General features: G+C 74.6%; 20 protein-coding genes. 12 read left to right on the top strand and 8 right to left on the bottom strand.

What is annotated here, in order from left to right:
- Positions 1–241 precede the first annotated feature (241 nt).
- Genes ICW24_RS15200 through ICW24_RS15180 form a run of 5 tightly spaced genes read left to right on the top strand, consistent with a single transcriptional unit; the run spans position 242 to position 4,738 of the window.
- Entirely contained in the window at positions 242–1,204 is a 963-nt protein-coding gene (locus ICW24_RS15200) for a substrate-binding domain-containing protein (protein WP_226346568.1), read from the top strand.
- Between the two features lie 3 nt (positions 1,205–1,207).
- Positions 1,208–2,215: an ABC transporter permease gene (locus tag ICW24_RS15195; RefSeq protein WP_226346567.1), complete on the top strand. Its 1,008-nt coding sequence runs from the start codon at positions 1,208–1,210 to the stop codon at positions 2,213–2,215.
- Positions 2,212–3,072, top strand: coding sequence for an ATP-binding cassette domain-containing protein (locus ICW24_RS15190; protein ID WP_226346566.1), 861 nt, complete (start codon positions 2,212–2,214; stop codon positions 3,070–3,072). The genes ICW24_RS15195 and ICW24_RS15190 overlap by 4 nt, the downstream gene beginning before the upstream one ends.
- Complete coding sequence (locus ICW24_RS15185; protein WP_226346565.1) at positions 3,069–4,091, top strand: PfkB family carbohydrate kinase; 1,023 nt, start codon at positions 3,069–3,071, stop codon at positions 4,089–4,091. The genes ICW24_RS15190 and ICW24_RS15185 overlap by 4 nt, the downstream gene beginning before the upstream one ends.
- Positions 4,088–4,738 (top strand): nucleoside/nucleotide kinase family protein, encoded by a 651-nt coding sequence (locus ICW24_RS15180; RefSeq protein WP_226346564.1) that lies wholly within the window; start codon positions 4,088–4,090, stop codon positions 4,736–4,738. The genes ICW24_RS15185 and ICW24_RS15180 overlap by 4 nt, the downstream gene beginning before the upstream one ends.
- Positions 4,739–4,816: 78 nt before the next feature.
- On the opposite strand, the gene ICW24_RS15175 is transcribed toward ICW24_RS15180, so the two are convergent.
- Positions 4,817–6,376, bottom strand: coding sequence for an OFA family MFS transporter (locus ICW24_RS15175; RefSeq protein WP_226346563.1), 1,560 nt, complete (start codon positions 6,374–6,376; stop codon positions 4,817–4,819).
- A gap of 139 nt (positions 6,377–6,515) precedes the next feature.
- A complete protein-coding gene (locus ICW24_RS15170; RefSeq protein WP_226346562.1) occupies positions 6,516–7,727 on the bottom strand; it encodes a glycosyltransferase family 4 protein in 1,212 nt (403 codons plus the stop codon).
- A gap of 135 nt (positions 7,728–7,862) precedes the next feature.
- Here ICW24_RS15170 and ICW24_RS15165 point away from each other — a divergent pair, with 135 nt between their 5' ends.
- Both ICW24_RS15165 and ICW24_RS15160 read left to right on the top strand, forming a co-directional pair.
- Positions 7,863–8,681 (top strand): PIG-L family deacetylase, encoded by an 819-nt coding sequence (locus tag ICW24_RS15165; RefSeq protein ID WP_226346561.1) that lies wholly within the window; start codon positions 7,863–7,865, stop codon positions 8,679–8,681.
- Positions 8,678–10,009 (top strand): lysylphosphatidylglycerol synthase domain-containing protein, encoded by a 1,332-nt coding sequence (locus ICW24_RS15160; RefSeq protein WP_226346560.1) that lies wholly within the window; start codon positions 8,678–8,680, stop codon positions 10,007–10,009. The genes ICW24_RS15165 and ICW24_RS15160 overlap by 4 nt, the downstream gene beginning before the upstream one ends.
- On the opposite strand, the gene ICW24_RS15155 is transcribed toward ICW24_RS15160, so the two are convergent.
- Genes ICW24_RS15155 through ICW24_RS15145 form a run of 3 tightly spaced genes read right to left on the bottom strand, consistent with a single transcriptional unit; the run spans position 9,960 to position 13,034 of the window.
- Positions 9,960–10,745, bottom strand: coding sequence for a type 1 glutamine amidotransferase (locus ICW24_RS15155; RefSeq protein WP_226346559.1), 786 nt, complete (start codon positions 10,743–10,745; stop codon positions 9,960–9,962). The two genes, ICW24_RS15160 and ICW24_RS15155, sit on opposite strands and share 50 nt — an antisense overlap.
- Positions 10,742–12,043 (bottom strand): Mur ligase family protein, encoded by a 1,302-nt coding sequence (locus tag ICW24_RS15150; protein WP_226346558.1) that lies wholly within the window; start codon positions 12,041–12,043, stop codon positions 10,742–10,744. The genes ICW24_RS15155 and ICW24_RS15150 overlap by 4 nt, the downstream gene beginning before the upstream one ends.
- 52 nt (positions 12,044–12,095) lie before the next feature.
- A complete protein-coding gene (locus ICW24_RS15145) occupies positions 12,096–13,034 on the bottom strand; it encodes a phosphatase PAP2 family protein (protein WP_226346557.1) in 939 nt (312 codons plus the stop codon).
- Positions 13,035–13,856: 822 nt separating this feature from the next.
- On the opposite strand from ICW24_RS15145, the gene hemG reads away from it, so the two are divergent.
- Entirely contained in the window at positions 13,857–15,437 is a 1,581-nt protein-coding gene (hemG, locus tag ICW24_RS15140; RefSeq protein ID WP_226346556.1) for a protoporphyrinogen oxidase, read from the top strand.
- 239 nt (positions 15,438–15,676) lie between these two features.
- On the opposite strand, the gene ICW24_RS15135 is transcribed toward hemG, so the two are convergent.
- On the bottom strand, positions 15,677–16,057 hold the full coding sequence (locus tag ICW24_RS15135) for a nuclear transport factor 2 family protein (RefSeq protein ID WP_226346555.1): 381 nt from the start codon (positions 16,055–16,057) through the stop codon (positions 15,677–15,679).
- A gap of 233 nt (positions 16,058–16,290) precedes the next feature.
- On the opposite strand from ICW24_RS15135, the gene ICW24_RS15130 reads away from it, so the two are divergent.
- From ICW24_RS15130 to ICW24_RS15120, 3 genes are read left to right on the top strand one after another with little or no spacing between them, the layout of a single operon-like run.
- Positions 16,291–16,524: a helix-turn-helix domain-containing protein gene (locus ICW24_RS15130; RefSeq protein WP_226346554.1), complete on the top strand. Its 234-nt coding sequence runs from the start codon at positions 16,291–16,293 to the stop codon at positions 16,522–16,524.
- Entirely contained in the window at positions 16,518–17,120 is a 603-nt protein-coding gene (locus ICW24_RS15125) for a HipA N-terminal domain-containing protein (RefSeq protein WP_226346553.1), read from the top strand. Before ICW24_RS15130 ends, ICW24_RS15125 begins: the two co-directional genes overlap by 7 nt.
- Positions 17,053–17,517, top strand: a complete 465-nt coding sequence (locus ICW24_RS15120; protein ID WP_226346552.1) for a HipA domain-containing protein — start codon at positions 17,053–17,055, stop codon at positions 17,515–17,517. The genes ICW24_RS15125 and ICW24_RS15120 overlap by 68 nt, the downstream gene beginning before the upstream one ends.
- Positions 17,518–17,660: 143 nt before the next feature.
- Here the strand turns inward: ICW24_RS15120 and ICW24_RS15115 are convergent, their stop codons facing one another.
- A complete protein-coding gene (locus ICW24_RS15115) occupies positions 17,661–19,112 on the bottom strand; it encodes an aminotransferase-like domain-containing protein (protein WP_226346551.1) in 1,452 nt (483 codons plus the stop codon).
- On the opposite strand from ICW24_RS15115, the gene ICW24_RS15110 reads away from it, so the two are divergent.
- Entirely contained in the window at positions 19,111–20,013 is a 903-nt protein-coding gene (locus ICW24_RS15110) for a DMT family transporter (protein WP_226346550.1), read from the top strand. The two genes, ICW24_RS15115 and ICW24_RS15110, sit on opposite strands and share 2 nt — an antisense overlap.
- A gap of 62 nt (positions 20,014–20,075) precedes the next feature.
- On the opposite strand, the gene ICW24_RS15105 is transcribed toward ICW24_RS15110, so the two are convergent.
- Positions 20,076–20,564, bottom strand: a complete 489-nt coding sequence (locus ICW24_RS15105; protein ID WP_307781357.1) for a nuclear transport factor 2 family protein — start codon at positions 20,562–20,564, stop codon at positions 20,076–20,078.
- Positions 20,565–20,741: the final 177 nt, after the last annotated feature.

The following is a 20,741-nucleotide window of genomic DNA, read 5'->3' as shown; positions in this document are numbered from 1 at the left end:
TCCTCCTCGAGGCTGGGCGCCCCGCGCTCGGGCCGCTCGCAAACGCTTGCGTAAGCGTTTGCGGTGCTTCTAGTATGACGCAACGCCGGGCGACGACGCCCGGCTCGATGCCCCAGGAGGCACCATGTCATCCGCCGCTGCTTCTTCTCGGTCCCCTCGCTCCCCCCGCTCCCCCCGTTCCCGCGGACGTGTCGCCTCGCGGGCCTGCGCCGTCGCCGTCGCGGGAGCCCTGACCGTCGGCGTGACCGCCTGTTCCCAGACCAAGGCCGGTTCGCAGAGCGCGCCCGCCGGCACCCAGGGCGCCGGCGCGGTCAAGGTCGGCCTCGTCACCAAGACCGACACCAACCCCTACTTCGTCAAGCTGCGCGACTCCGCCAAGGAGGAGGCGACCAAGCAGGGCGCCGAGCTCATCGCCCTCGCCGGCAAATTCGACGGCGACAACGAGGGCCAGGTGGCCGCGATCGAGAACCTCGTGCAGCAGGGCGTCAAGGGCATCCTCATCACCCCCAACAACTCCACCGGCATCCTCGGCGCGCTGAAGAAGGCCAAGGACCGCGGGGTGCTCGTCATCGCGCTCGACACCGAGACCGACCCCAAGGAGGCCGTCGACGCGACGTACGCGACGAACAACGTCACCGCGGGCGAGCTCCAGGGCAAGTACGTCAAAGCGGCTCTCGGCTCGACGCCGCCGAAGGTGCTCATGATCGACGGCACGGCCGGCGGCACCGTCGACGAGCAGCGGCACCGCGGGTTCCTCCAGGGCATGGGCCTGGCGGAGGGCGACCCGGCGATCCTCGGCAAGGAGAACGCGAACGGCGACCAGAACAAGGCGCAGACGGCCATGGAGAACCTCCTGCAGCGCGCCTCCGGCGTCAACGCCGTCTACACCCTCAACGAGCCCTCGGCCCGCGGCGCGTTCGCGGCCCTCAAGGCGAAGAACCTCACCGGCAAGGTCAAGCTCGCCTCGATCGACGGCGGCTGCCAGGGCGTGCAGGACGTCAAGGACGGCAAGTACCTCGCCACGGTCATGCAGTTCCCCAAGAAGATGGCCGCGCAGGGCGTCGCCGCGGTGGCCACGTTCGCCAAGGACGGCACCAAGCCCACCGGATTCCAGGACACCGGCGCCCAGCTCATCAGCGACACGCCCGTGCCCGGGCTCGACATCAAGGACACCGCCTGGGGTCTGCAGAACTGCTGGGGCTGATCGATGACCACCGCCCCCACCCGCCCGCGGGGCGCGTCGACGACGCGCACCGCCGGCGGGGTGGCCGAACGCCTGCTGCGGAACCCCACGCTGGGTCCGCTGGCCGCCCTCGTGCTCGCGATCGTCGTCTTCTCGGTGACGACCGACACCTTTCTCACCCTCGACAACGTCTCGCTCGTCGTCCAGCAGTCGCTCATCGTCGCGACGTTGGCGCTCGGGCAGACCCTCATCATCCTCACGGCCGGCATCGACCTGGCCAACGCGTCGATCATGGTGCTCGGCACCCTGGTCTTCGCGAAGATGGCGCAGCAGGGCACGTCGCCCCTGCTCGCGATGCTCATCGGCGCCGTCGTGTGCACCGGGCTGGGCGCGGTCTCCGGGGCGCTGGTCACCCGGCTCAAACTGCCGCCCTTCATCGTCACCCTCGGTATGCTGACGATCGTCACGGCGCTGGGCCGGCTCTACTCCGAGGGCAACTCGTGGCCGGTCACGAGCGACCTGCTCGGCTTCCTCGGGAGCGGGTCGTACCTGTTCGGCTACTTCTACGTGACCCCGGGCATGCTCCTCATGGTCGTCATGTTCGTGCTGACCTGGTACGCGCTCGCGCACACGGCCTGGGGCAAGCACGTCTACGCGGTCGGGAACGACCCCGAGGCGGCGCGGCTCACCGGGATCCACGTCGACCGCACCGTGTTCAGCGTGTACGTCGTGGCGGGGATCATCTACGCGATCGCCGCGTGGCAGGCGCTCGGCCGCATCCCCAACGCCGACCCGAACGCGTTCCAGACCGGCAACCTCGACAGCATCACCGCCGTCGTCATCGGCGGCACGAGCCTGTTCGGCGGACGGGGCGGCGTCTGGGGCACCGTCGTCGGCGCGTTCATCGTCGCGGTGCTGCGCAGCGGCCTCACGCAGGCGGGCATCGACAGCCTCTACCAGGACGTCGCGACGGGCATCCTCGTCATCGCGGCCGTCACCCTCGACCAGTGGGCGAGAAGGAGGTCGCTGTGAACACGGCAGGCGACGACAGGGCGACCCCGACCCTCCAGGCCCGGGGACTCGTCAAGCGGTACGGGCGGGTCACGGCCATCGACGGGGCCGACTTCGAGATCCTCCCCGGCGAGATCATGGCCGTCATCGGCGACAACGGCGCCGGGAAGTCCACGCTCATCAAGGCGCTGTCGGGCGCGGTCGTGCCCGACGCGGGCGAGATCCTGCTCGACGGGTCCCCCGTCGCGTTCACCTCCCCGCTCGACGCGCGCCGCGCGGGCATCGAGACGGTGTACCAGACGCTCGCGGTCGCGTCGGCCATGGACATCGCCTCGAACCTCTTCCTCGGCCGGGAGATGCGCCGGCCGGGCGTGCTCGGCTCGGTGTTCCGGATGCTCGACCACAAGGCCATGCGGGCGGCCGCGCAGGAACAGCTCGACTCCCTCGGCGTGGCCACGGTGCAGAACATCGGTCAGATCGTCGAGACGCTCTCCGGAGGTCAGCGGCAGGCCGTGGCGGTGTCCCGGGCGGCGATGTTCGGCCGGAAGGTCGTCATCATGGACGAGCCGACGGCGGCGCTCGGCGTCAAGGAGTCGGGGCAGGTGCTCGACCTCATCCGTCGGATCCGCGACCGCGGGCTGCCCGTCATCCTCATCAGCCACAACATGCCGCACGTGTTCGAGGTCGCCGACCGCATCCACGTGCACCGCATGGGCCGGCGGGCCGCGCTCGTGCGGCCGGCGGATCACACGATGAGCGAGGTGGTCGCCCTCATGACCGGCGCGTTGCGCTTCGACGAGGAGGGCCGGCTCGTGGACGCCGCCGGCCACCGCGCCGAGGTCGACGACCAGGGCCACACCATCACCGAGGCGCGATGACCGTCGGCGTCTTCGTCGGCCTGGCCACCCTCGACGTCGTGCAGCACGTCGAGGAGTTGCCGGGGCCGAACGAGAAGGTGACGGCGCGCTGGCAGGGGGTCGCCGCCGGCGGTCCCGCGCTCAACGCGGCCGTCACCTTCGCCGCCCTCGGCGGGGTGGCCCGGCTCGTCACCCGGGTGGGGACGGGGCCGGTGGCCGACCTCGTGCGCGCCGACCTCGCGGCCTGCGGCGTCGAGCTCGTCGACGTCGACCCGGGCCACTCCCCCTCGGTGTCGTCCGTCACCGTGCACGTCGGCACCGGGGACCGGCAGATCGTCTCGACGGACGGCGGGAGCGCGGCCGAGCTGAGCGCCGTGACGGCGGCGATGACCGGCGCGTTCGCGGACGCCGACGTCGTCGAGGTCGACGGCCACCACCCCGACCTGGCCGCGCTCTGCCTCCCCCTCGCCGGGCAGCTCCCGCGGGTGCTCGACGCGGGCCGGTGGAAACCCCAGATGGCCTGGCTCGTCCCCGCCTGCACCGACGTCGTGTGCTCCGCCGACTTCGTCGTCCCGCGCGGCGACCCGACGGGCGACGACGGCACGAGAGACGACGGCAGGGGCGACGACCGCACGGGCGACGACGTGCTCGAGGAGGTCCTGGCGCTCGGGCCGGTGGACGGCAGCGGCGTGCGGCTCGCGGCCGTCAGCGCCGGGGCCGGGCCGCTGCGGTGGCGCACCCGCGACGACGCCGGCGAGGTCACCGTCGACGCCGTCGACGTCGTCGACACCCTCGGCGCCGGGGACGTGCTGCACGGTGCGTACGCCTACGCGCGCGCCGCCCGGCCCACCGCCGGGCCCGCCGACCGGCTGCGCTTCGCCGCCGACGTCGCGTCGCGGTCCTGCCGGGAACGCGGAACCCGCTCGTGGCTGCGCGGACTGCGCGGCGCTACCCTCGCTGGACCCACCCCCACCCCGAAGCCCACTCCCGAGCCCCGACGCCCCGTCGTCCCCGGGCCGCACGCAGGAGAGAGTCGATGACGACGCCCACCCGAATGACGACGACCATGCAGCAGCTCGTCGACCGCGCCGAGGCGCTCGCCTCCTCCGGGCGGCGCCGCCTCATCGGCATCGTCGGGGCGCCCGGCGCGGGCAAGTCCACCCTGAGCGCCGCCCTGGTCTCGGCCCTCGGCGCCGACCGGGTCGTCGTCGTCCCGATGGACGGCTTCCACCTGTCCAACGCCGAGCTCGAGCGGCAGGGTCTGCGCCGCGTCAAGGGGGCCGTGACCACGTTCGACGACGGCGGGTACGCCGCTCTGCTGCGGCGGCTGCGCGACCAGCAGCCCGGCGAGGTCGTGTACGCGCCGTACTTCGACCGCTCGCTCGAGGAGTCGATCGGCAGCGCCGTGCGGGTCGAGGCCGACGTCCCGCTCGTCATCACGGAGGGCAACTACCTCCTCGCCGACACCGGCGCGTGGCCGAGTGCCCGGGCCGCCCTGGACGAGACGTGGTACCTGCGCACCGACGACGAGCTGCGCCTGGCCTGGCTCATCGCCCGGCACGTCGAGTTCGGCAAGACGCCGGACGAGGCCGAGGAGTGGGTCATGCGCTCCGACGAGGTCAACGCGCGCTTCATCGCGACGACGGCCCACCGGGCCGACCTCGTCGTCGACATCGGGGTCGGCTGACGGGGCGACCGTCCACGGCGGCGGACGCGACGCGGGCCCGGCGGATCGCTCCGCCGGGCCCGCGTGACGTGCGGGGGATCAGGCGAACAGCCGCAGCGCCGTCGTCAGCGTCATGAACACGCCGTAGGCCAGCAGCGCGAGCACGAGCGCCCACGACAGGACGACCCGGCTCAGGCCGCCACCCGCCCGCGTGCCGCGCTCGTCCTCGCCGGCGAGGACGGCCTCGGGCGCGCCGGGCGTGTGCGTGCCCTGCTCGTGGAACCGTTCCGCCACGGGGCGGATGAGCAGCGCGGCGAGGAAGCCGACGAGCAGGACGCCGACCATGGTCAGCAGCGCCGGTCGGTAGGCGTCGGCGGTGAGGGTGCCGGGCTTGCCCTGGGCGTCGAGGAACGCGTTGACGATGAGCGGTCCGGCGACCCCCGCGGCCGACCAGGCGGTCAACAGGCGGCCGTGGATCGCCCCGACCTGGTAGGTGCCGAACAGGTCGCGCAGGAACGCGGGCGCCGTGGCGAATCCGCCGCCGTAGAACGAGATGATGACCGAGGCGAGCAGCACGAAGATCGCCGTCGCGCCCTGCCCGACGAGGGCGAGCGCGGCGTACAGGACCATGCCGACGCCGAGGTAGACGAGGTAGATCGGCTTGCGCCCGACCTTGTCGGACGCCGTGCTCCAGGCGAACCGCCCGGCCATGTTGAACAGCGACAACACACCGACGAAGCCGCCGGCCGCCGCGACGGTCACCGTCGACGCGCCGCCGGGGCCGCGGAAGAAGTCCTGGATCATCGGGCTCGCCTGCTCGAGGATGCCGATGCCGGCGGTGACGTTGCAGAACAGGGCGACCCACAGCAGCCAGAACTGCGGCGTGCGGATGGCGTTCGCCGCCGACACGTGCCGGTCGGTGACCATCGGCTTGGCCTTCGCCATGGACGGGTCCCACCCGTCCGGCGCCCACCCGGCGGCGGGCACGCGCACGTTCGAGACGCCCACCATCATGACGAGCAGGTAGATGACGGCGAGGCAGACGAAGAGCATCGTCAGGGCGTGCCCGTTCGCGACGCTGCTCGAGTCGCCCGGGCGGTAGGACGGGTCGAAGAACGCCATGATCTGGCGCGACATCGGGCTGGCGACCATCGCGCCGCCGCCGAAGCCCATGATCGCCATGCCGGTCGCGAGTCCCGGGCGGTCGGGGAACCACTTGATGAGGGTCGACACCGGCGAGATGTAGCCGATGCCCAGGCCGATGCCGCCGACGACCCCGTACCCGAGGTAGAGCAGCCACAGCTGCTTCGTCGCGATGCCGAGGGCGCCGATGAGGAAGCCGGCGACCCAGCAGCAGGCCGCGACGAACATCGCCTTGCGCGGTCCGTTGCGGTCGACCCACGTCCCCATCACGGCCGCCGAGAGGCCGAGCATGACGATGGCGATCGAGAAGACGACCCCGACCGCGGTCTGCGACGTCTCGAAGTGGCGCACGAGGGACGTCTTGTAGACGCTCGTCGCGTACGCCTGACCGATGCACAGGTGCACCGCGAGCGCCGCCGGCGGGATGAGCCACCGGTTGTATCCGGGTGGCGCGATGGTGTGACGGCGGTCGAGGAAGTGCAAGGGGCCGGTGCTGCGGGCGGTCTGCTCGCTCATGGAGTCTCCGATATCGGACAGGGATCGACGGCCGTCATTGTGACCGATCGGACAGCCCGGACCGCGCACGGCCCTCGACGCCGGGCGGGACGGTGCGCCGAACGGGCGCCGACCGACGTCCGGCGGTCGCGAACGGGGGTCAGGCCCCGAGCGCGCCGGCCGGCCGCTCGCCCCCGGCGGGGGCGGGGGCCGGGGCGGGCAGGGCGTGCCGGTGGGCGACGAGCGCCCGCTCGTACTCCTGCACGGTCAGGCGGACGACGTTGCTCCAGTCGAGCTCGGTGGGGGCCACCGTGACGTTGTGCAGGTGCATCCGGTCGCGCAGGTCGTGGTCGGCGACGAGCCGCCCGATGGCCCGCGCCATGGCCTGGTCGTCCCGCGCGAGGAAGCCGTTGACCCCGTCGTGGACGAACTCCCCCGCCCCGTTCGTCGAGAGGCCGACGACCGGCAACCCCGTGCAGCGGGCCTCGAGGGCGGCGATGCCGAACGACTCGAGCTTGGCGGGCGAGACGTACAGGTGCGACGACGCGTACCGCTCGAGGAGCGTCTCGCGGCTGACCCGCCCCCCGAGCCGCACCCACGACTCCATCGCGTGCCGCCGCAGGTAGGCCTGGATCCGGCCGCGCAGGCGGCCGTCACCGAGGATCGTCACGCGGAACGGGGTGTCGGGGACGAGGGCGCGGACCTGGCGCAGGACGTCGAGCATGGGCAGGGGCCGCTTGCGTTCGACGAGACGCATCGCCGTGACGATCTCGACCCGGCCGCCGGGGCCGAGCGGCGGTACCGGTGCCCCCGCGGTGGGCCCCCACCAGCGCTCGACGTCGATGCCGTTGGGCAGGACCCGCACCTGGCCGCGGCCCCCGACGAGCCGTTGGACCGGCCGCGCCGCCACCGACGACACGGCGTTCATCGACACGCCGTCGCGGACCCAGCGCGGGACGGCGCCGGTCAGCCCGATGAGGGGGCCGGCCATCGCGAGCATGCAGTGCCACGTCATCGTCGCGGGCAGGCCCATCTCGCGGGCCACGTTCGTCGCCGCCACCGTGAAGGGGCTGACGACGCCCATGTGTACGTGCGCGACGTCGAACCCTCCGTCGCCGAGGCGCCGGCGCAGGACCGACTCGGCGACGGGGTTGACGGGGAACCCGAACGGCTCCCGGATCCCGAGGCGGTGGACGGGCACGCCGTCGACGACCTCGACCCGGCCGCGGCGGGCGCCGTCGGCCCCGACGGTGGCGGTGAACACCTCGACCCGGTGCCCGGCCGCGGCGAGCTGGTGGGCGAGGTCGCGCACCTGGACCTCGATCCCGCCGAGCCGGGGCAGGTAGCAGTCGGACACGAGGGCGATCTTCACCCCCACACCCTGACACAGCCGGGGCCGGCGGCCACCGCCGCTGCCGCCGCATCCGGCCGAGGGCGGGCCGGTGGCGGCGCGGCGCGCGGGCGGCGCGTCGAGGGCGTTCCCAGCCGCATCGGCCACACTGGGTCCGTGACCAGGACGATCGTGGCCCTCAACGCCCACCCCGACGACGAGGCCCTCCTCATGTCGGGGACGTTGGCCCGGGCCGCCGCCGCGGGTCACCGGGTCGTGCTCCTCGTGGCCACCGACGGGGATCTCGGCCTCACCGACGCCCGGCACCGCGCGGACGGCGACCTCGGGCACCGCCGGCTGGCCGAGCTGGCGGCGTCGGCGGAGGCGATCGGCGCGGCCCGGGTCGAGCACCTCGGGTACGCCGACAGCGGCATGGGTCCGGAGCTGTTCGAGGACCCGCCCGGTCGACGCCGGCTCGTCACCGTGCCCGTCGCCGAGGTGGCCGAGCAGGTCGCGCAGATCCTCCGCGAGGAGGCGGCGGACCTGCTCATCGGGTACGACGCGGCCGGCGGCTACGGGCACCGCGACCACGTGCGGGTCCACGAGATCGCCCGGAAGGCGGGCCGGCTCACCGGGGTGCGGCTCCTCGAGGCGACCGCTCCCCGCGACCTCCTCGCCGCGGGGGTCCGGCTGCTCGCCCGGCTGCGTCGCTTCCCCGCCGGATTCGACCCCGGCGTCTTCGAGCGGGCGTTCACCCCGCGAGCGCAGATCACCCACCGCATCGACGTGCGCCGCTCGGCCGCCGCCAAGCGCGCGAGCATGGCCGCGCACGCGTCGCAGGCCGCGGCCGACGACGGCGCCGACCGCACCCTCGCCGCCTTCCTCCGGGTGCCGCGGCCCCTGTACGACGTCGTCTTCGGTCGTGAGTGGTTCGTCGACGCGTCCCGGCCGGGTGCCCGGCCGGTGCGCCGGGACCTGTTCGAGGACGCCCCGTGACCCGCGCCGCCGAGGCGCCGGAGCCGCCCGGACGGGCAGAATCGGCCGCACCGACCGCGTCGCCCACGCCGCCGATGCAGCCGGCGCCGCGCCGCGGGGCGACCGTGCCCACGTCGCGGGTGCCGCTCAGCGCCGGGGAGCGGATCCGGCGGGGCGCGCAGGTCGTGGTCGGCTTCGCCCTGGCGGGGGCGCTCATGTACTGGGCCCTGCCGTGGATCACGAATACGTCGTGGCCCCAGGTGATCTCGATCATCGACGACGTCGGGTGGGAGACCTTCGCTCTCCTGCTGGGCCTCATGTTCCTCGGCCTGTACTGCTACACGTTCACGCTCAAGGGCTCGCTGCCGGGCCTCACGCACGGCCAGGCGCTCATGGCCAACCTCGCCGGCTCGGGGGTGAGCAACGTCCTGCCCGGTGGCGGCGCGTTCGGTGCCGCTCTCACGTACGCGATGTTCCGGTCGTGGCGGTTCAGCCACCGCAGCATCTCGACGTCGATCATCGTCACGACCGTGTGGAACCTGCTCGCGCGGGTGCTCCTGCCCGTGGCCGCGGCGGCCGTCCTCCTGCCGGAGCGCAGCGTCATCCCCGACGCCATCATCGACGGGGCCCTCGCCGGGGGCGTCGGGGGCGCGGTCATCGCCGGGCTCCTCGTCGCCGTCATCGCCTCGCGGCGCGCGGCGCACGGCGTCGGGCGCCTCGTCGACCGGCTGTTCGGACCGCTGGTGCGCCGCGTGCGCGCTGGGCGCCGTGGCGCCGTGAGCGATGGGGCCGGGGCGGCCGATGGGGCCGGGGCGGCCGATGGGGCCGACGAGGCCGGCGGGCCCGCCGACGCGCGGCTCGGGGCCGACAACGGCCAGCGGGTCGAGGCGCTCGCGCTGGACCTGCGCGAGAAGATCATCGAGGTCGTGTCGCGCCGCTGGGCGTTCCTCACGTTCGGGCTCGCCGGGTTCATGGGGGTGTACTTCCTGCTCTTCCTCGGGTGCGCGCGCGCCGTCGGGCTGGATCTCGGCTGGCCGCACGTGTTCGCCGCCTACGCGGTCGGTCGGCTGCTCACGGCCGTCGCCGTCACCCCCGGCGGCATCGGGGTCTCGGAGGCCGGGGCCGCCGCGGTGCTCGTCGCCCTCGGGGCGCCCGGCGACGTCACGGCCGCCACCGTCACCCTCTTCGCGCTCTTCAGCTTCCTGCTCGAGATCCCGTTCGGGGCCGTGGCGGGCGTGCTGTGGATGGCGACGCGCGACCTCTACCGGCGCAGGCCGGCGCCCCCGGGCGCGGCGCCGGTCAGCGACGGAGCAGCCGCTCCCGCAGCCCTCGACGCCGAACGGCCGTGAGGCGCGCCACCTGACGCTTCCGGGCCTGGTCGGCGAACGTGTCGTCGAGCTCCTCGGGCTCGAAGCCCCGGCTCACCACGCGATCGACCGCGGCCTTGATGAGGGCGTCGGCGAAGGCGGGGTTCGCGGGCAGGGCCGGGCCGTGCAGGTAGGTCCCGTAGACGTGGCCCTTCACGGCCCCCTCGGTGCCGTCGTCGCCATTGTTGCCGAACCCGGCCACGACCTGGCCGAACGGCTCCTGATCCGGGCCGAGCACGGTGGAGCCGGAGTGGTTCTCGTAGCCGACGACGTCCCCGAACGGGGTCTGCAGGGCGACCGGGCCGACCATCCGCTTCGTGTTCCCGCGGGTGGTCACGTCGAGGATGCCGAGGCCGGGCAGGCGGCGGCCGTCGACGGTCGTGAAGTCGTGGCCGAAGAGCTGGTACATGCCGCAGATCATGAGCATCGGGACACCGTCGCGCGCGAGGGCGGCGAGCAGGGGCCCGTTGTCCTCGAGGTCGGCCTCGACGCGCGCCTGCCCCGAGTCCTGCCCGCCGCCGCCGACGACGAGGTGGGCGCCCGCGGGTAGCTTCTGCCCGGGGTGGTGGTCGACGAGGTCGACGCCGTACCCGTGGCGGCGCAACCGCGTCGCGAGGACGTGCGTGTTGCCCAGATCGCCGTAGATGCTCATCTCGCGCGGGTAGAGGTGCACGAGCGTGATCCGGGCCTTCGGCTTCTGCGGGTCCTGCAGTCTCATGCGGGCGCGTCCTCTCCGAATTCGGGCAGCGTGTAGCGGTCGGCGAGGATCCGGCGCAGCGTCATCATCGCCGTGTACGTGCAGAACACGCGCAGCGGCCGATCGGGGTGGTCGGCGAGCAGACGGTCGAGCGCCACGGCCAGGTCGGGTTCGACCCCGCCGACCTCGACGTCGTCGTAGCGCAGCCGCAGGGCCATGTCGTAGGCGCGGATGCCGCTGGTCAGGGCCACGCCGTTCTCACGCAGCGACGCGAACGACACGTCGTAGAGCCACGACACGTCGCGCCCGTCTGCGTCGCGGTCGTTGATCGCAACCATCGTCGTCACCGGTGTCGCGCCGTACGTACCGAGGGCGACGGTGAACCCGGCCGGGTTCTTGACGAGGACGAGCTCGAGGGGCCGGCCGCCGGCGTCGACGACCTCGCCGCGCCCGAACGGCGGGGCGACCTCCCGCAGCGCCGCGCCGGCGACCGCCGGGTCGAACGCCTCGCCCAGGAGCAGCCGGGCCGTGGACACCGCGGCGGTCGCGTTGATCATCGCGGCGAGGCCCCGCTGGCGCAGGACGATGGGCCCGCTCGCCGACCCGTCGCCGAGGACGAGCTCGAACTCCCGCTCGTCCCGAGGGCGCAGGAGGACGTCCTGCGCCCCGAGGCCGGGGGTGGGCGCCTCGTCCTCGAAGCGGACGTCGGCCTCCTGCAGCTCCGCGAGCCGCTCGAGCACGCTCTCGTCGAGGCCGAAGTAGCGGGCCGGCGGCACGTCGGGGTCGTCGGCGATGCGGGCGACGAACGGGTCGTCGCGGTTGAGGACCACGCCCTGGGTCGTGGCCGCGGCGAGCGAGTGCAGGAGGCGGGCCGTGTGGTCGATCTCGGCGAACCGGTCGAGCTGGTCGCGGGCCACGTTGAGCAGGAGCGCGTGGGTGGGCGCGACCTTCTTGACGAAGTGCAGTGCGTGCGCCTCGTCGAGCTCGAGGACGGCGAGGTCGGCGTGCATCCGCCCCTGCCGGTCGAGCGCCGGCAGCATCGCGGAGATGACGCCGCGGGTGAAGTTGCTGCCCGTGGGGTTGGTGAAGACCTCCCGCCCGTGGGCCCGCAGCAGGGCGACGAGCATCTTCGTCGTCGTCGTCTTCCCGTTGGTGCCGGTGACGACGACGACCTGCGGGACGCCGGCGAGCGCGTGCGTGAGGATGTCCGGGTCGACCCGCTCGGCGACGAGTCCCGGCAGGGCCGAACCGCCCCCGCGTCGGCGGGCCGCGCTCCGCGCGATCCGCCCGGCTGCCACGGCCAATCCTGTTCTCGCCACGGACGCCACCCTATGCCGTCCCCCTCCCCCGGGGTCGTGCGGCAGCGGCGGCTCAGCCGGCCCGGGGTGCGTCCCGGGAGTCGGCGCCGACCGCGACGAGGGCGCACAGCAGCGCGCTGGAGAGCCCGAGGACGGTGAGCATGACGCCGCCGACGAGCACGTTCGTCGTCTCGCCGTGGGCGACCAGGCCCCCGGCCACGAGGAGCGCGCCGACGACGGCGGCGCCCACGAGCCCGCACGCGAGGTGCAGCCAGAACCGGCGCGCCGGGCGGACGCGCCCCACGTGCACGGCCCCCGCCACGAGGAGGGCGAGCCCCGCCCACAGGCCGCAGACGCCGAACGCCGCGACGACGTCGCTCGGTCGGTGCCAGCGCTCGACGACGACCGCGGCGCCCGTGAAGGTGCCCACGGCGCTCGCGAGGAACACCGCCGGCGCCCGCAGGGGCCGCGGCAGGACGAGGATCGCCGCGAGCGAGAGGGACACGAGGACCGTCGTGTGTCCGCTGGGGAGGCTGTTGTCGGACCCGATGCCGTAGAAGGGCCGCGGGATCCCGGCCTTGAGCACCTGGGTGGTCACGTTCGCGCCGGCGACGAGCAGTCCGGCCGCGGCCGCCCGGCGCACCCGTCCCTGCACGAGCGCGAGGACGACGGCGGCGATCATGCCGACGGCCACGAAGGGAACGCTGACGAGATCGAGCCAGTCCATGACGGCGGCGCGCGTCTCGTCGGGCAGCGCGATCGACCAGCGCGACCGCTCGTCGGCCCGCTGGCCGAGGTGGGTCCAGACCACCCCGACGACCGCGACGACCACGCAGGCCGCCCCCAGGCCGACGAGGGTCGGCGCGAGCGCGCCGACCCGGCGCACCTCGCTCCGTCCGGCCTGTCGTCCGCCCTCGCGTGCGGCCCGGTCGGCGTCGCCGACGGAGTCGCCGGGTCCGTTCCGGCGCGACGGAGGCCTCTCCCCCGGAATCGCGTCGCGTGTCATCGTCATCCCACCACCCTGCCCCAGTCGTCCGTCGGACCCCTGGACGTCTCCTGGACGCCCACGGGGTGAGCGAGGCACGGGTCCGCCCCCACCCCCACCTCACCCCTCGCGCCCCGCGGCACCGCGACCGGCACCTGCCGGCCACTGCCCGGTGGCGGCCCGGGGGCCGCTCACCGACAGCTCGACGGCGGCTCGGCCGGCGACGAGGGGAACGACCAGCGTACCGGGGCGGGGAGCGGCCACCGGGCGGCAAACCCTGCCCCGGCCGGGCGGCGAGCCCGCGCCGAACCCACGTCCGGGGTGTCGACGGTCCGACGACAGCGTCGGTGTCGCCGCGGCGTCCGTCCACGTCGAGGGCGGCAGATCGCGTCTCCCGGGCGCCGGCGGTGCCGGCGTGGGGCCGGCAGTGCCGGCGTGGGGTCGGTGCGTCACGGCGAGGGGTCGGCGCGCCGCGGCGTGGGGTCGCACGCACCGCGCCGGCACGACGCGCCGCTGGGCGCCCCGCCCGCGATGGTGGTCGGGACGACCGCCGCGCGTCGCGGCGTGGGGTCGGCACGTCGCGGCGCCACCGGCCCTCGCCTCAGGGACGAGCCGGCGTTCTCCGACGCCGCCGGTCCGCACGCGGGGTCGGTGTGGACGCGGTGCCAGCGCGGCCCGTCCACGCCCGGCCGTCCCGCGGGCCGACTCCGGCGGCGGTCCTCGGGGACGTGGCTGCCCGCGCCCGGGTCGTCGCGGGGTGAGCGAGGGCGGCGGATACGCTGGTCGGGCCGGCGCGCCGCCGCCGACACCCGCACCCCCGTCAGCCACGCCCGACCGAACGAGGCCCCGATGTCCACCCCGCCGCGCCCCTGCCGGGTCGCCGTCGTCGGGGCCGGCCTCACGGGCCTCCTGGCCGCCCGCCGCCTGCATCTCGCCGGGGTCGACGTGCTCGTCCTCGAGGCCGGCGACCGCGTCGGCGGTCAGATCCGGACCGTGCCCTTCGCGGGGCGCCGCGTCGACGTCGGGGCCGAGGCCCTCCACCTGCTCGCGCCCGCTGCCCGCGCCCTCCTCGACGAACTCGGTGTCATGGGTGACGTCGTCGGTTCGGTGCCCGGCGCGAGCCTCGTCTGGACGTCGGGGCGCCTACGCCGCCTCCCGGCGGGCGTGGGCCCGGCCGGCCCGACGCGCCTGTGGCCCGTCCTGCGCAGCGGATTCCTCTCCCCCGCCGGTCTGCTCCGCGCGGGGCTCGAGCCGCTGCGCGCCCGCACCTCCCGCCGGCTGCGCGCTGGCCACGACACGTCCGTGGGCGCGTTCACGACGTCCCGGTTCGGCCCCCAGGTGACGGCGCGGCTCGTCGACCCGCTGCTCGGGGGGCTGCACTCCGGCGACGTCGGACGCCTCAGCCTGCGCGCCTGCGTGCCCACTCTCGTGTCCGCCGCGTCCTCGGGGCGCTCCCTCGTGCTGCGCCGCGCGCCCGCGACGACCCGGCCCGTGGCCCCCGCGACGGAGCGACCCTCGGGTGGGCCGGGGACACCGGCCGCCGCCGGCACCCCGCCGGGCCCCCCGGTGACGTTCGCGACGTTCCGGACCGGCCTCAGCACCCTCCTGGACCGCATCGCCGCCGACCTGCCCTCCCCTGTGCGCACCGGCACCCGCGTCGACGCCCTCGACCGGGACGGCGACGGCTACGTGCTCACCACGTCACCCGCCGATGGACGCGCCGACCGCCGGCCCGGGCCCCGAGCGCGAGAACGCGTCGACGGCGTCGTCCTCGCCGTCCCCGCGCACGTCGCCGCCCGGCTGCTCGACGGGCCGGCTCCGGGCGCCGCGGCACCGCTGCGCCGGACGCGCTACGCGAGCACCGCGGCCGTCGTGGTCGCGTTCCGGCGGCGGGACGTCGCGGGCGCGGCCGCCCTGGCCGGCACCGGCATCCTCGTGCCGAGCGAGGCCGGCGGCCTGCTCAAGGCGGCCACCCACCTGTCGACCAAGTGGCCCCACCTCGCCGCGCCCTCACCCGTCGGCACAGCGGCGGGCGACGGCACGACGGGGGACGGCGCGGACGGCGGAGCGCGCGGCGACGCGGCGCACGACGACGACCTCTACCTGGTGCGCCTGTCGGCGGGCCGGGCCGGCGCCGACGTCGTGGCGGGTCTGTCCGACCCCGACCTCGTCAGCGGGCTGCTCGCCGACTTCGCCCGGCTGACCGGCATCGACGCGGCCCCGGTCGACACCCTCGTGCAGCGCTGGGACCCGGGCCTGCCGCAGCTCACCGTCGGCCACCTCGACCGGATGGCCGCCGCTCGCGCCGCACTCGCCGCCGACCTGCCGGGGGTGGCGCTCGCGGGCGCCTCGTACGACGGCATCGGCCTCGCCTCGTGCATCACGTCGGCCGACCGTGCCGCCGCCGACCTGCTGCGCCCTCCCGCCTGAGGTCGCCGTAGCTCTCGCCCGCGATTGCTCCGGCACGGCGATCCCCGCGACCACCGTGGGTTCGTGGAGCGCCCCCGAGCGCCGGGCCTGCACCTCTGACCTGCACCTCTGTGCACGCGCCGCGCAGCGCGTTCGACGGCTCGACGACGCCGCGCGGCCGCCCGCGGGCCCCCACGGCGCCGGGTCGATGCCGAGCCGGCACCGACCCCGCGTCGACGCGGCCTGCGGCCTGGGCCCTTTCAGACCGCGGGCACGTGGAAGTACGTCGTGTGCGAGGCGATGCGGCCGTTGCCGTCGATGGTGAAGAACGCGGCGAACCCGACCGAGCGGCGCCCGCCCTCGCGCAGCTCGCCCTCCCACTGCCCGTGGGCGGCGACCTCGTTGCCGTCGACGAGCATGGACCGGACGACGTGCCGCCCGGGTGCGAGCTTGCGATCGCTCGCGTAGTAACGGCGCAGCGCCTCCAGGCCGACGATCCGGTCGTACCCCGGCCGCCGGTAGAGGACGTCGCCGCTGAACGCCGCGAGCACGGCGTCGATGTCGTCGGCGTCGAGCGCGTCGTAGTAGCCCTGCACCACCCGGCGCGGGTCGACCCGCCCTCGCGTGTCGTTCGTGGTCATCGACGCCTCCCGTTCTCGATCGGTCCAGCGTACGGCCCGCCCCCGTCGACACGGCCCCCCTCGACGCACCTCGACCGGGCCGGGGCGGCCACCACCTGGTGCCGTGTATGGATGTCCGCATAATTGCCCGATGAGCGCAAAATGCGCATTCGCCGCCTGGTGGCCGGTGGACGTCGCCCCGGCGGGTGGACGACGTGGGCACGTTCGTCGGAGCGGTGCGGTGAAGCGCGGGCTTGACGCAGGCACAGCTGGCCGAGCGCGCGGGTGTGGGGCGTCGCTTCGTCAACGAGCTGGAGACCGGGCACTCCACCTTGTTCGTCGATCGCCTCGCCGCCGTACTGCGCGAACTCGGCATCCGGGTCGTGCTCGAGACCGGGCCGACCGAGGGGGCGGCACACGGCGTGGTCCGCGTGAGCGGCCACGCCGAAGGTGAGACGCACTCCCCGGTCAAGGACCTGGGATGGTGAGCGTCCCGCCCGCGCTCGACGTCCACCTGTACGGCATCCACGCGGCGGTCGTGACCCGCGGGCACCATGCGCGAATCCCTGGCCGCGTGCATGGGGAGTGGACCCACGGTGCGGCGAGGCACTGGGGCGACGGGAGACGCGTCGTCTCGTACGGTCTCCCCGTCCATGGCGACGCGCGGGGTGTCGACGCGCGCGTCACCGCCTTCATCGACGGACTTCTTCCTGAGGGCGACCTTCGCACCCGCCGCGCTCTGAACCTCGGCCTCGATCCCGACGACACCTACGCCCTGCTCCACCGGTGCGGCGTCGACACCGCCGGGGCCATCACGGTGACCGCGCCCGGAGAACCTCCGGACGCACCGGCATCCGCGCCGGGCGACGTGCTCGACGACACCGAGTTCGCCCGGCGGCTCACCGAAGCGGGCATGGGCCGATACACGGGCCGACTCACCTCCATCTCGCTGGCGGGCCTGGTCCCCAAGATCGGCGTGGTCCGCGATCCGGGCGGCGCGTGGCGGCGCTGCCCTCGTGGCGACACGCTGCGGACGTCCTGCGGGCCGGGGGCGGGATGCTGTCGCCGCTGGCCCGGCTGGTGACGTTCTCTCGTTCCTCGTCGGCAACACCGACCATCACGCCAAGAACACGTCGTTCCTCCGGTACGAGAACGGCGAGGTGCGACTGGCGCCCGCCTATGACATCGGCGCTCACCTGCACCACCGGGGTCCCCACCGGTTCGCTCTCGACATCGCCGGGCGCCGCGACGTCGAGGACGTCACCGTCCTGCACGTCGTCGACGAGATCGTGTCCTGGAACGTCGATCGCGATCGGGCCGTGGCTGCTGTCGTCGATGTCGCCGCCGATCTGCGAGCCGCTCTGGGGGACGTGGACCGCAGCAGGCATCCCGGGGTGTCGAGAACCGCCTGGACGCTGCTCGACTCCAGATCGGACGACGCCGAGCGGCTGCTCGCCGGCCTGTCCGCGCCCGGCCACTGATCGACCTTCTCCGCCACCCTCCGATATCACCGAAGTTCACAGCGCCGTCCCTCCCGCCCCCGACCCACCCCGTGTCGTCCCTACGGTTCGTCGTCCTCGAGCCACGTCGCGCGACCGGGCGCGCGGGTCGGACTGCGCGTGACTCACGAGCCGCCCGGGCCGCGGATCATGTCGACGAGGCGCCCCGCGGCGGTCTCGACGTCTCGCGGCGTCGGCGCCGCGACGTAGCTGAGCCGGACGAAGGGGCGTTCGTCGTTGCCGGGGGCGTAGTAGTTGCGGCCGGGCGTCACGGCGACCCCCGCTGCCGCGGCGTCCCGCGCGACGTCCGTCCCGGCGCGCCCCCCCGGCAGCGCGACCCACAGGTGGTAGCCGCCACGGGGACGGTGGGGCAGCACGTCCTCGCCGAGCGCGTCGACGAGGGCGGCGCTCGCGGCGTGGCAGCGATCGCGCAGCTCACGCTGCAGCGCGGTGACCGACCGCCGCCATCCCGGGGCGGTCACGACCTCGAGGGCCGTGTGCTGCAGCACCGCCGGGACGAGGAGCGTGTCGACGGTGAGCGCGGCCCGGAGCCGGCCGAGGACCGGCCCCCGCGCGGCGAGCGCCGCCACCCGAAGGTTGGGCGACGAGATCTTCGTCAGGGACCGGATGTGCACCACGGTGCCGTCGGGGTCGTCGTCGACGAGGGGCGGTGGCGGGCTCCACGCGCCCGGGTGGGTGAGGTGCCGGGCGAAGTCGTCCTCGACGAGGAACGCGCGGTGCCGGCGAGCGACGTCGCGCACCTCGCGCCGGCGCTCGGCGTCCATGGCCGTCCCGGTCGGATTCTGGTGCAGCGGCTGGACGACGACGACCCGGGCGCGCGAGCGGGTGAGCGCCTCGTCGAGGTGATCGGGGATGATCCCGCGGGCGTCCAGCGGGGTCGGGACCGCGCGCAGGCTCGCCGCCGCGGCGGCGGCGATGGTGCCGGGGTAGGTCGGGGCCTCGACGACCACCGCGTCGCCCGGGCCGGTGAGGGCGCGCAGCGCGGTGGCCAGCGCGCTCTGCCCTCCGGGCGCGACGAGCACGTCGTGCCGGTCGAGGCCGCCGCCGATGTCCTGGGCGAACCAGTCCCGCAGGGCGGGAACGCCCGCGGCGGGCGGTCGCTCCCACGCCTCGGGCCGCCGCGAGACCCGGGTGAGCGCGCTCGCGAGGAGACCGGCCGGTTGGAGGGTGGGGTGCAGGTAGCCGCCGTTGAGGTCGATCGTGTCGGGGGCGGTCGCCGTCAGGGTGTCGGCGAGCGCCGAGCCGGCGAACCGCCGGGCGAGCGTCGGCCGCTCGGCGAGCCCCTCGGTCAGCTCGAGCGCGGCCTCCTGCCAGGCGGTGTCGCCGCCGGTGCGCGGGCGCGTCCGCGCGGCCCGGAACGTCCCGGCCCCGGGGCGGGTCTCGAGGAGTCCCGCGAGCGCGAGGCGGTTGAGCGCCTGCGCGATCGTCGTCGCACTCGCACCGAAGCGACGGACGAGCTCCCGTTGGGAGGGCAGTCGGGTCCCCGGCGCCAAGGGCCCGACCTCGGCGGCCAGACGACCGGCGATGACGTCGGCCGAACTGCTACTGTCTTTCATGACGGCAAATAGTAGCGATATCGTCGCCTCGCGGGTGGCACCATCGGCGGCGCGGGGTAGCGCCCTCGCCGCCTCGGGGGTCCTCGCCTTCTCCTTCAGCTTCCCCGCAACGGTCTGGGCGCTGGACGGGTTCGGCCCCTGGAGCGCGACCGGCGTCCGAGGCGTGCTCGCCGCCCTCCTCGCCGCCGCGGCTCTCCTGCTCAGGCGGGGTCCGCTGCCCCGGCGGGACGACTGGCCGGCGCTCGCCGTCGTCGCCGTGGGCTGCGCGATCGGCTTCCCGCTCCTGACCACCCTCGCGCTGCAGACGTCCACCACGGCGCACTCGGCGGTCGTCATCGGCGCCCTGCCCATGGCCACCGCCGGCATCTCCGCGTGGCGGACCGGCCGCCGCCACTCGCCGCTCTTCTGGGGCGCGGCCGGGCTCGGCGCCTCCACCGTGCTCGGATTCACGCTGTCGCAGAACCACGGCGTGCCCACCGCCGCCGACCTCTTCCTCTTCGGCGCGCTCCTGCTCTGCGCGGCGGGCTACGCCGAGGGCGGGGGCCTGTCCGCCCACATGCCCGGGTGGCGCGTCATCGCCTGGGGCGTCCTGCTCGCCGCCCCCGCCAACCTCGCGCTGAGCACGTGGGCCCTCGGCGTCGAGCCCGTCCACCCGACCCCCACCGCGGTCGGCGGGATGCTCTACATCGGGTGCGTCTCCCAGTTCCTCGGCTTCGTCGTCTGGTACCGGGGCATGGGCCTCATCGGCGTCGGGCGCGCCAGCCAGCTCCAGCTCGCCCAACCGCTGCTCACCCTCACGTGGGCCGTCCTGCTCATGGGCGAACACCTCCCGCCGGAGGTGCCGCTCACCGCGATCGTCGTCCTGTCGTGCATCGTCGTCACCCAGCGCGCGAGGACGTGAGCCGACCGCGCTCGAGCGTGTGCGCACGGCCCTCCCGCGCGGGTGGAGCCGGCGACCGATCCTCAGACGGCGGGCGCGTCGAAGAACGTCGAGCGGGTGCGGATGCGCCCCGCGTCGTCGAAGCCGAAGAAATCGGCGAACCCCACGCGGGTGTCCGACCCGTCGCGCAGCCGGCCCGTGAACACGCCGCGCGTCGCCGCCGACATGCCCTGCACGACCACCTCGTCCAGCTCGTGAGCGCCGGAGCTGATGACCCGTACGCCGCCGTAGAACTCGCGCAGGCCCGCCGACCCGACGATCGGCTCGTACCCCGGGCGGCGGTACACCGCGTCCTCGGAGAAGCACGCGAGCACCGCGTCGACGTCACCCGAGTCGACGGCGGTGTAGTAGCCGCGCGCCCGCGCCGCCAGCTCGTCGACCCCGAACGGCGGGAGCTGGGTGGTGCCCTCTGCCTCGGCGCCGGCCCCTGCCTCGTCGGGCGTGAGCAAGCGCCCCGCACCCGCCCGCGACGACGCCATCTCGTGGTTCAGGTTGCCCTCGACGTCACTCATGTCACTCCCACTCCAACTCCTGGTCGCAGGAGCGACCCGCTCACAACCCACCTCGACCGGCACGTCACCTGCCGTACCCGCGGGTCACTCCCACTCGAACCCACTGTCGCAGGAGCGACCCGCTCACACCTCACCTCGGCGAGCGACGTCACCTGCCGTACCCGCGGGTCACTCCCA

The sequence above is a fragment of the Agilicoccus flavus genome, from assembly GCF_014857905.1.
GTDB classification, from domain to species: domain Bacteria; phylum Actinomycetota; class Actinomycetes; order Actinomycetales; family Dermatophilaceae; genus Agilicoccus; species Agilicoccus flavus.
Note: the sequence above shows the minus strand (reverse complement) of the source record. Positions and strands in the feature narration are given on the sequence as shown.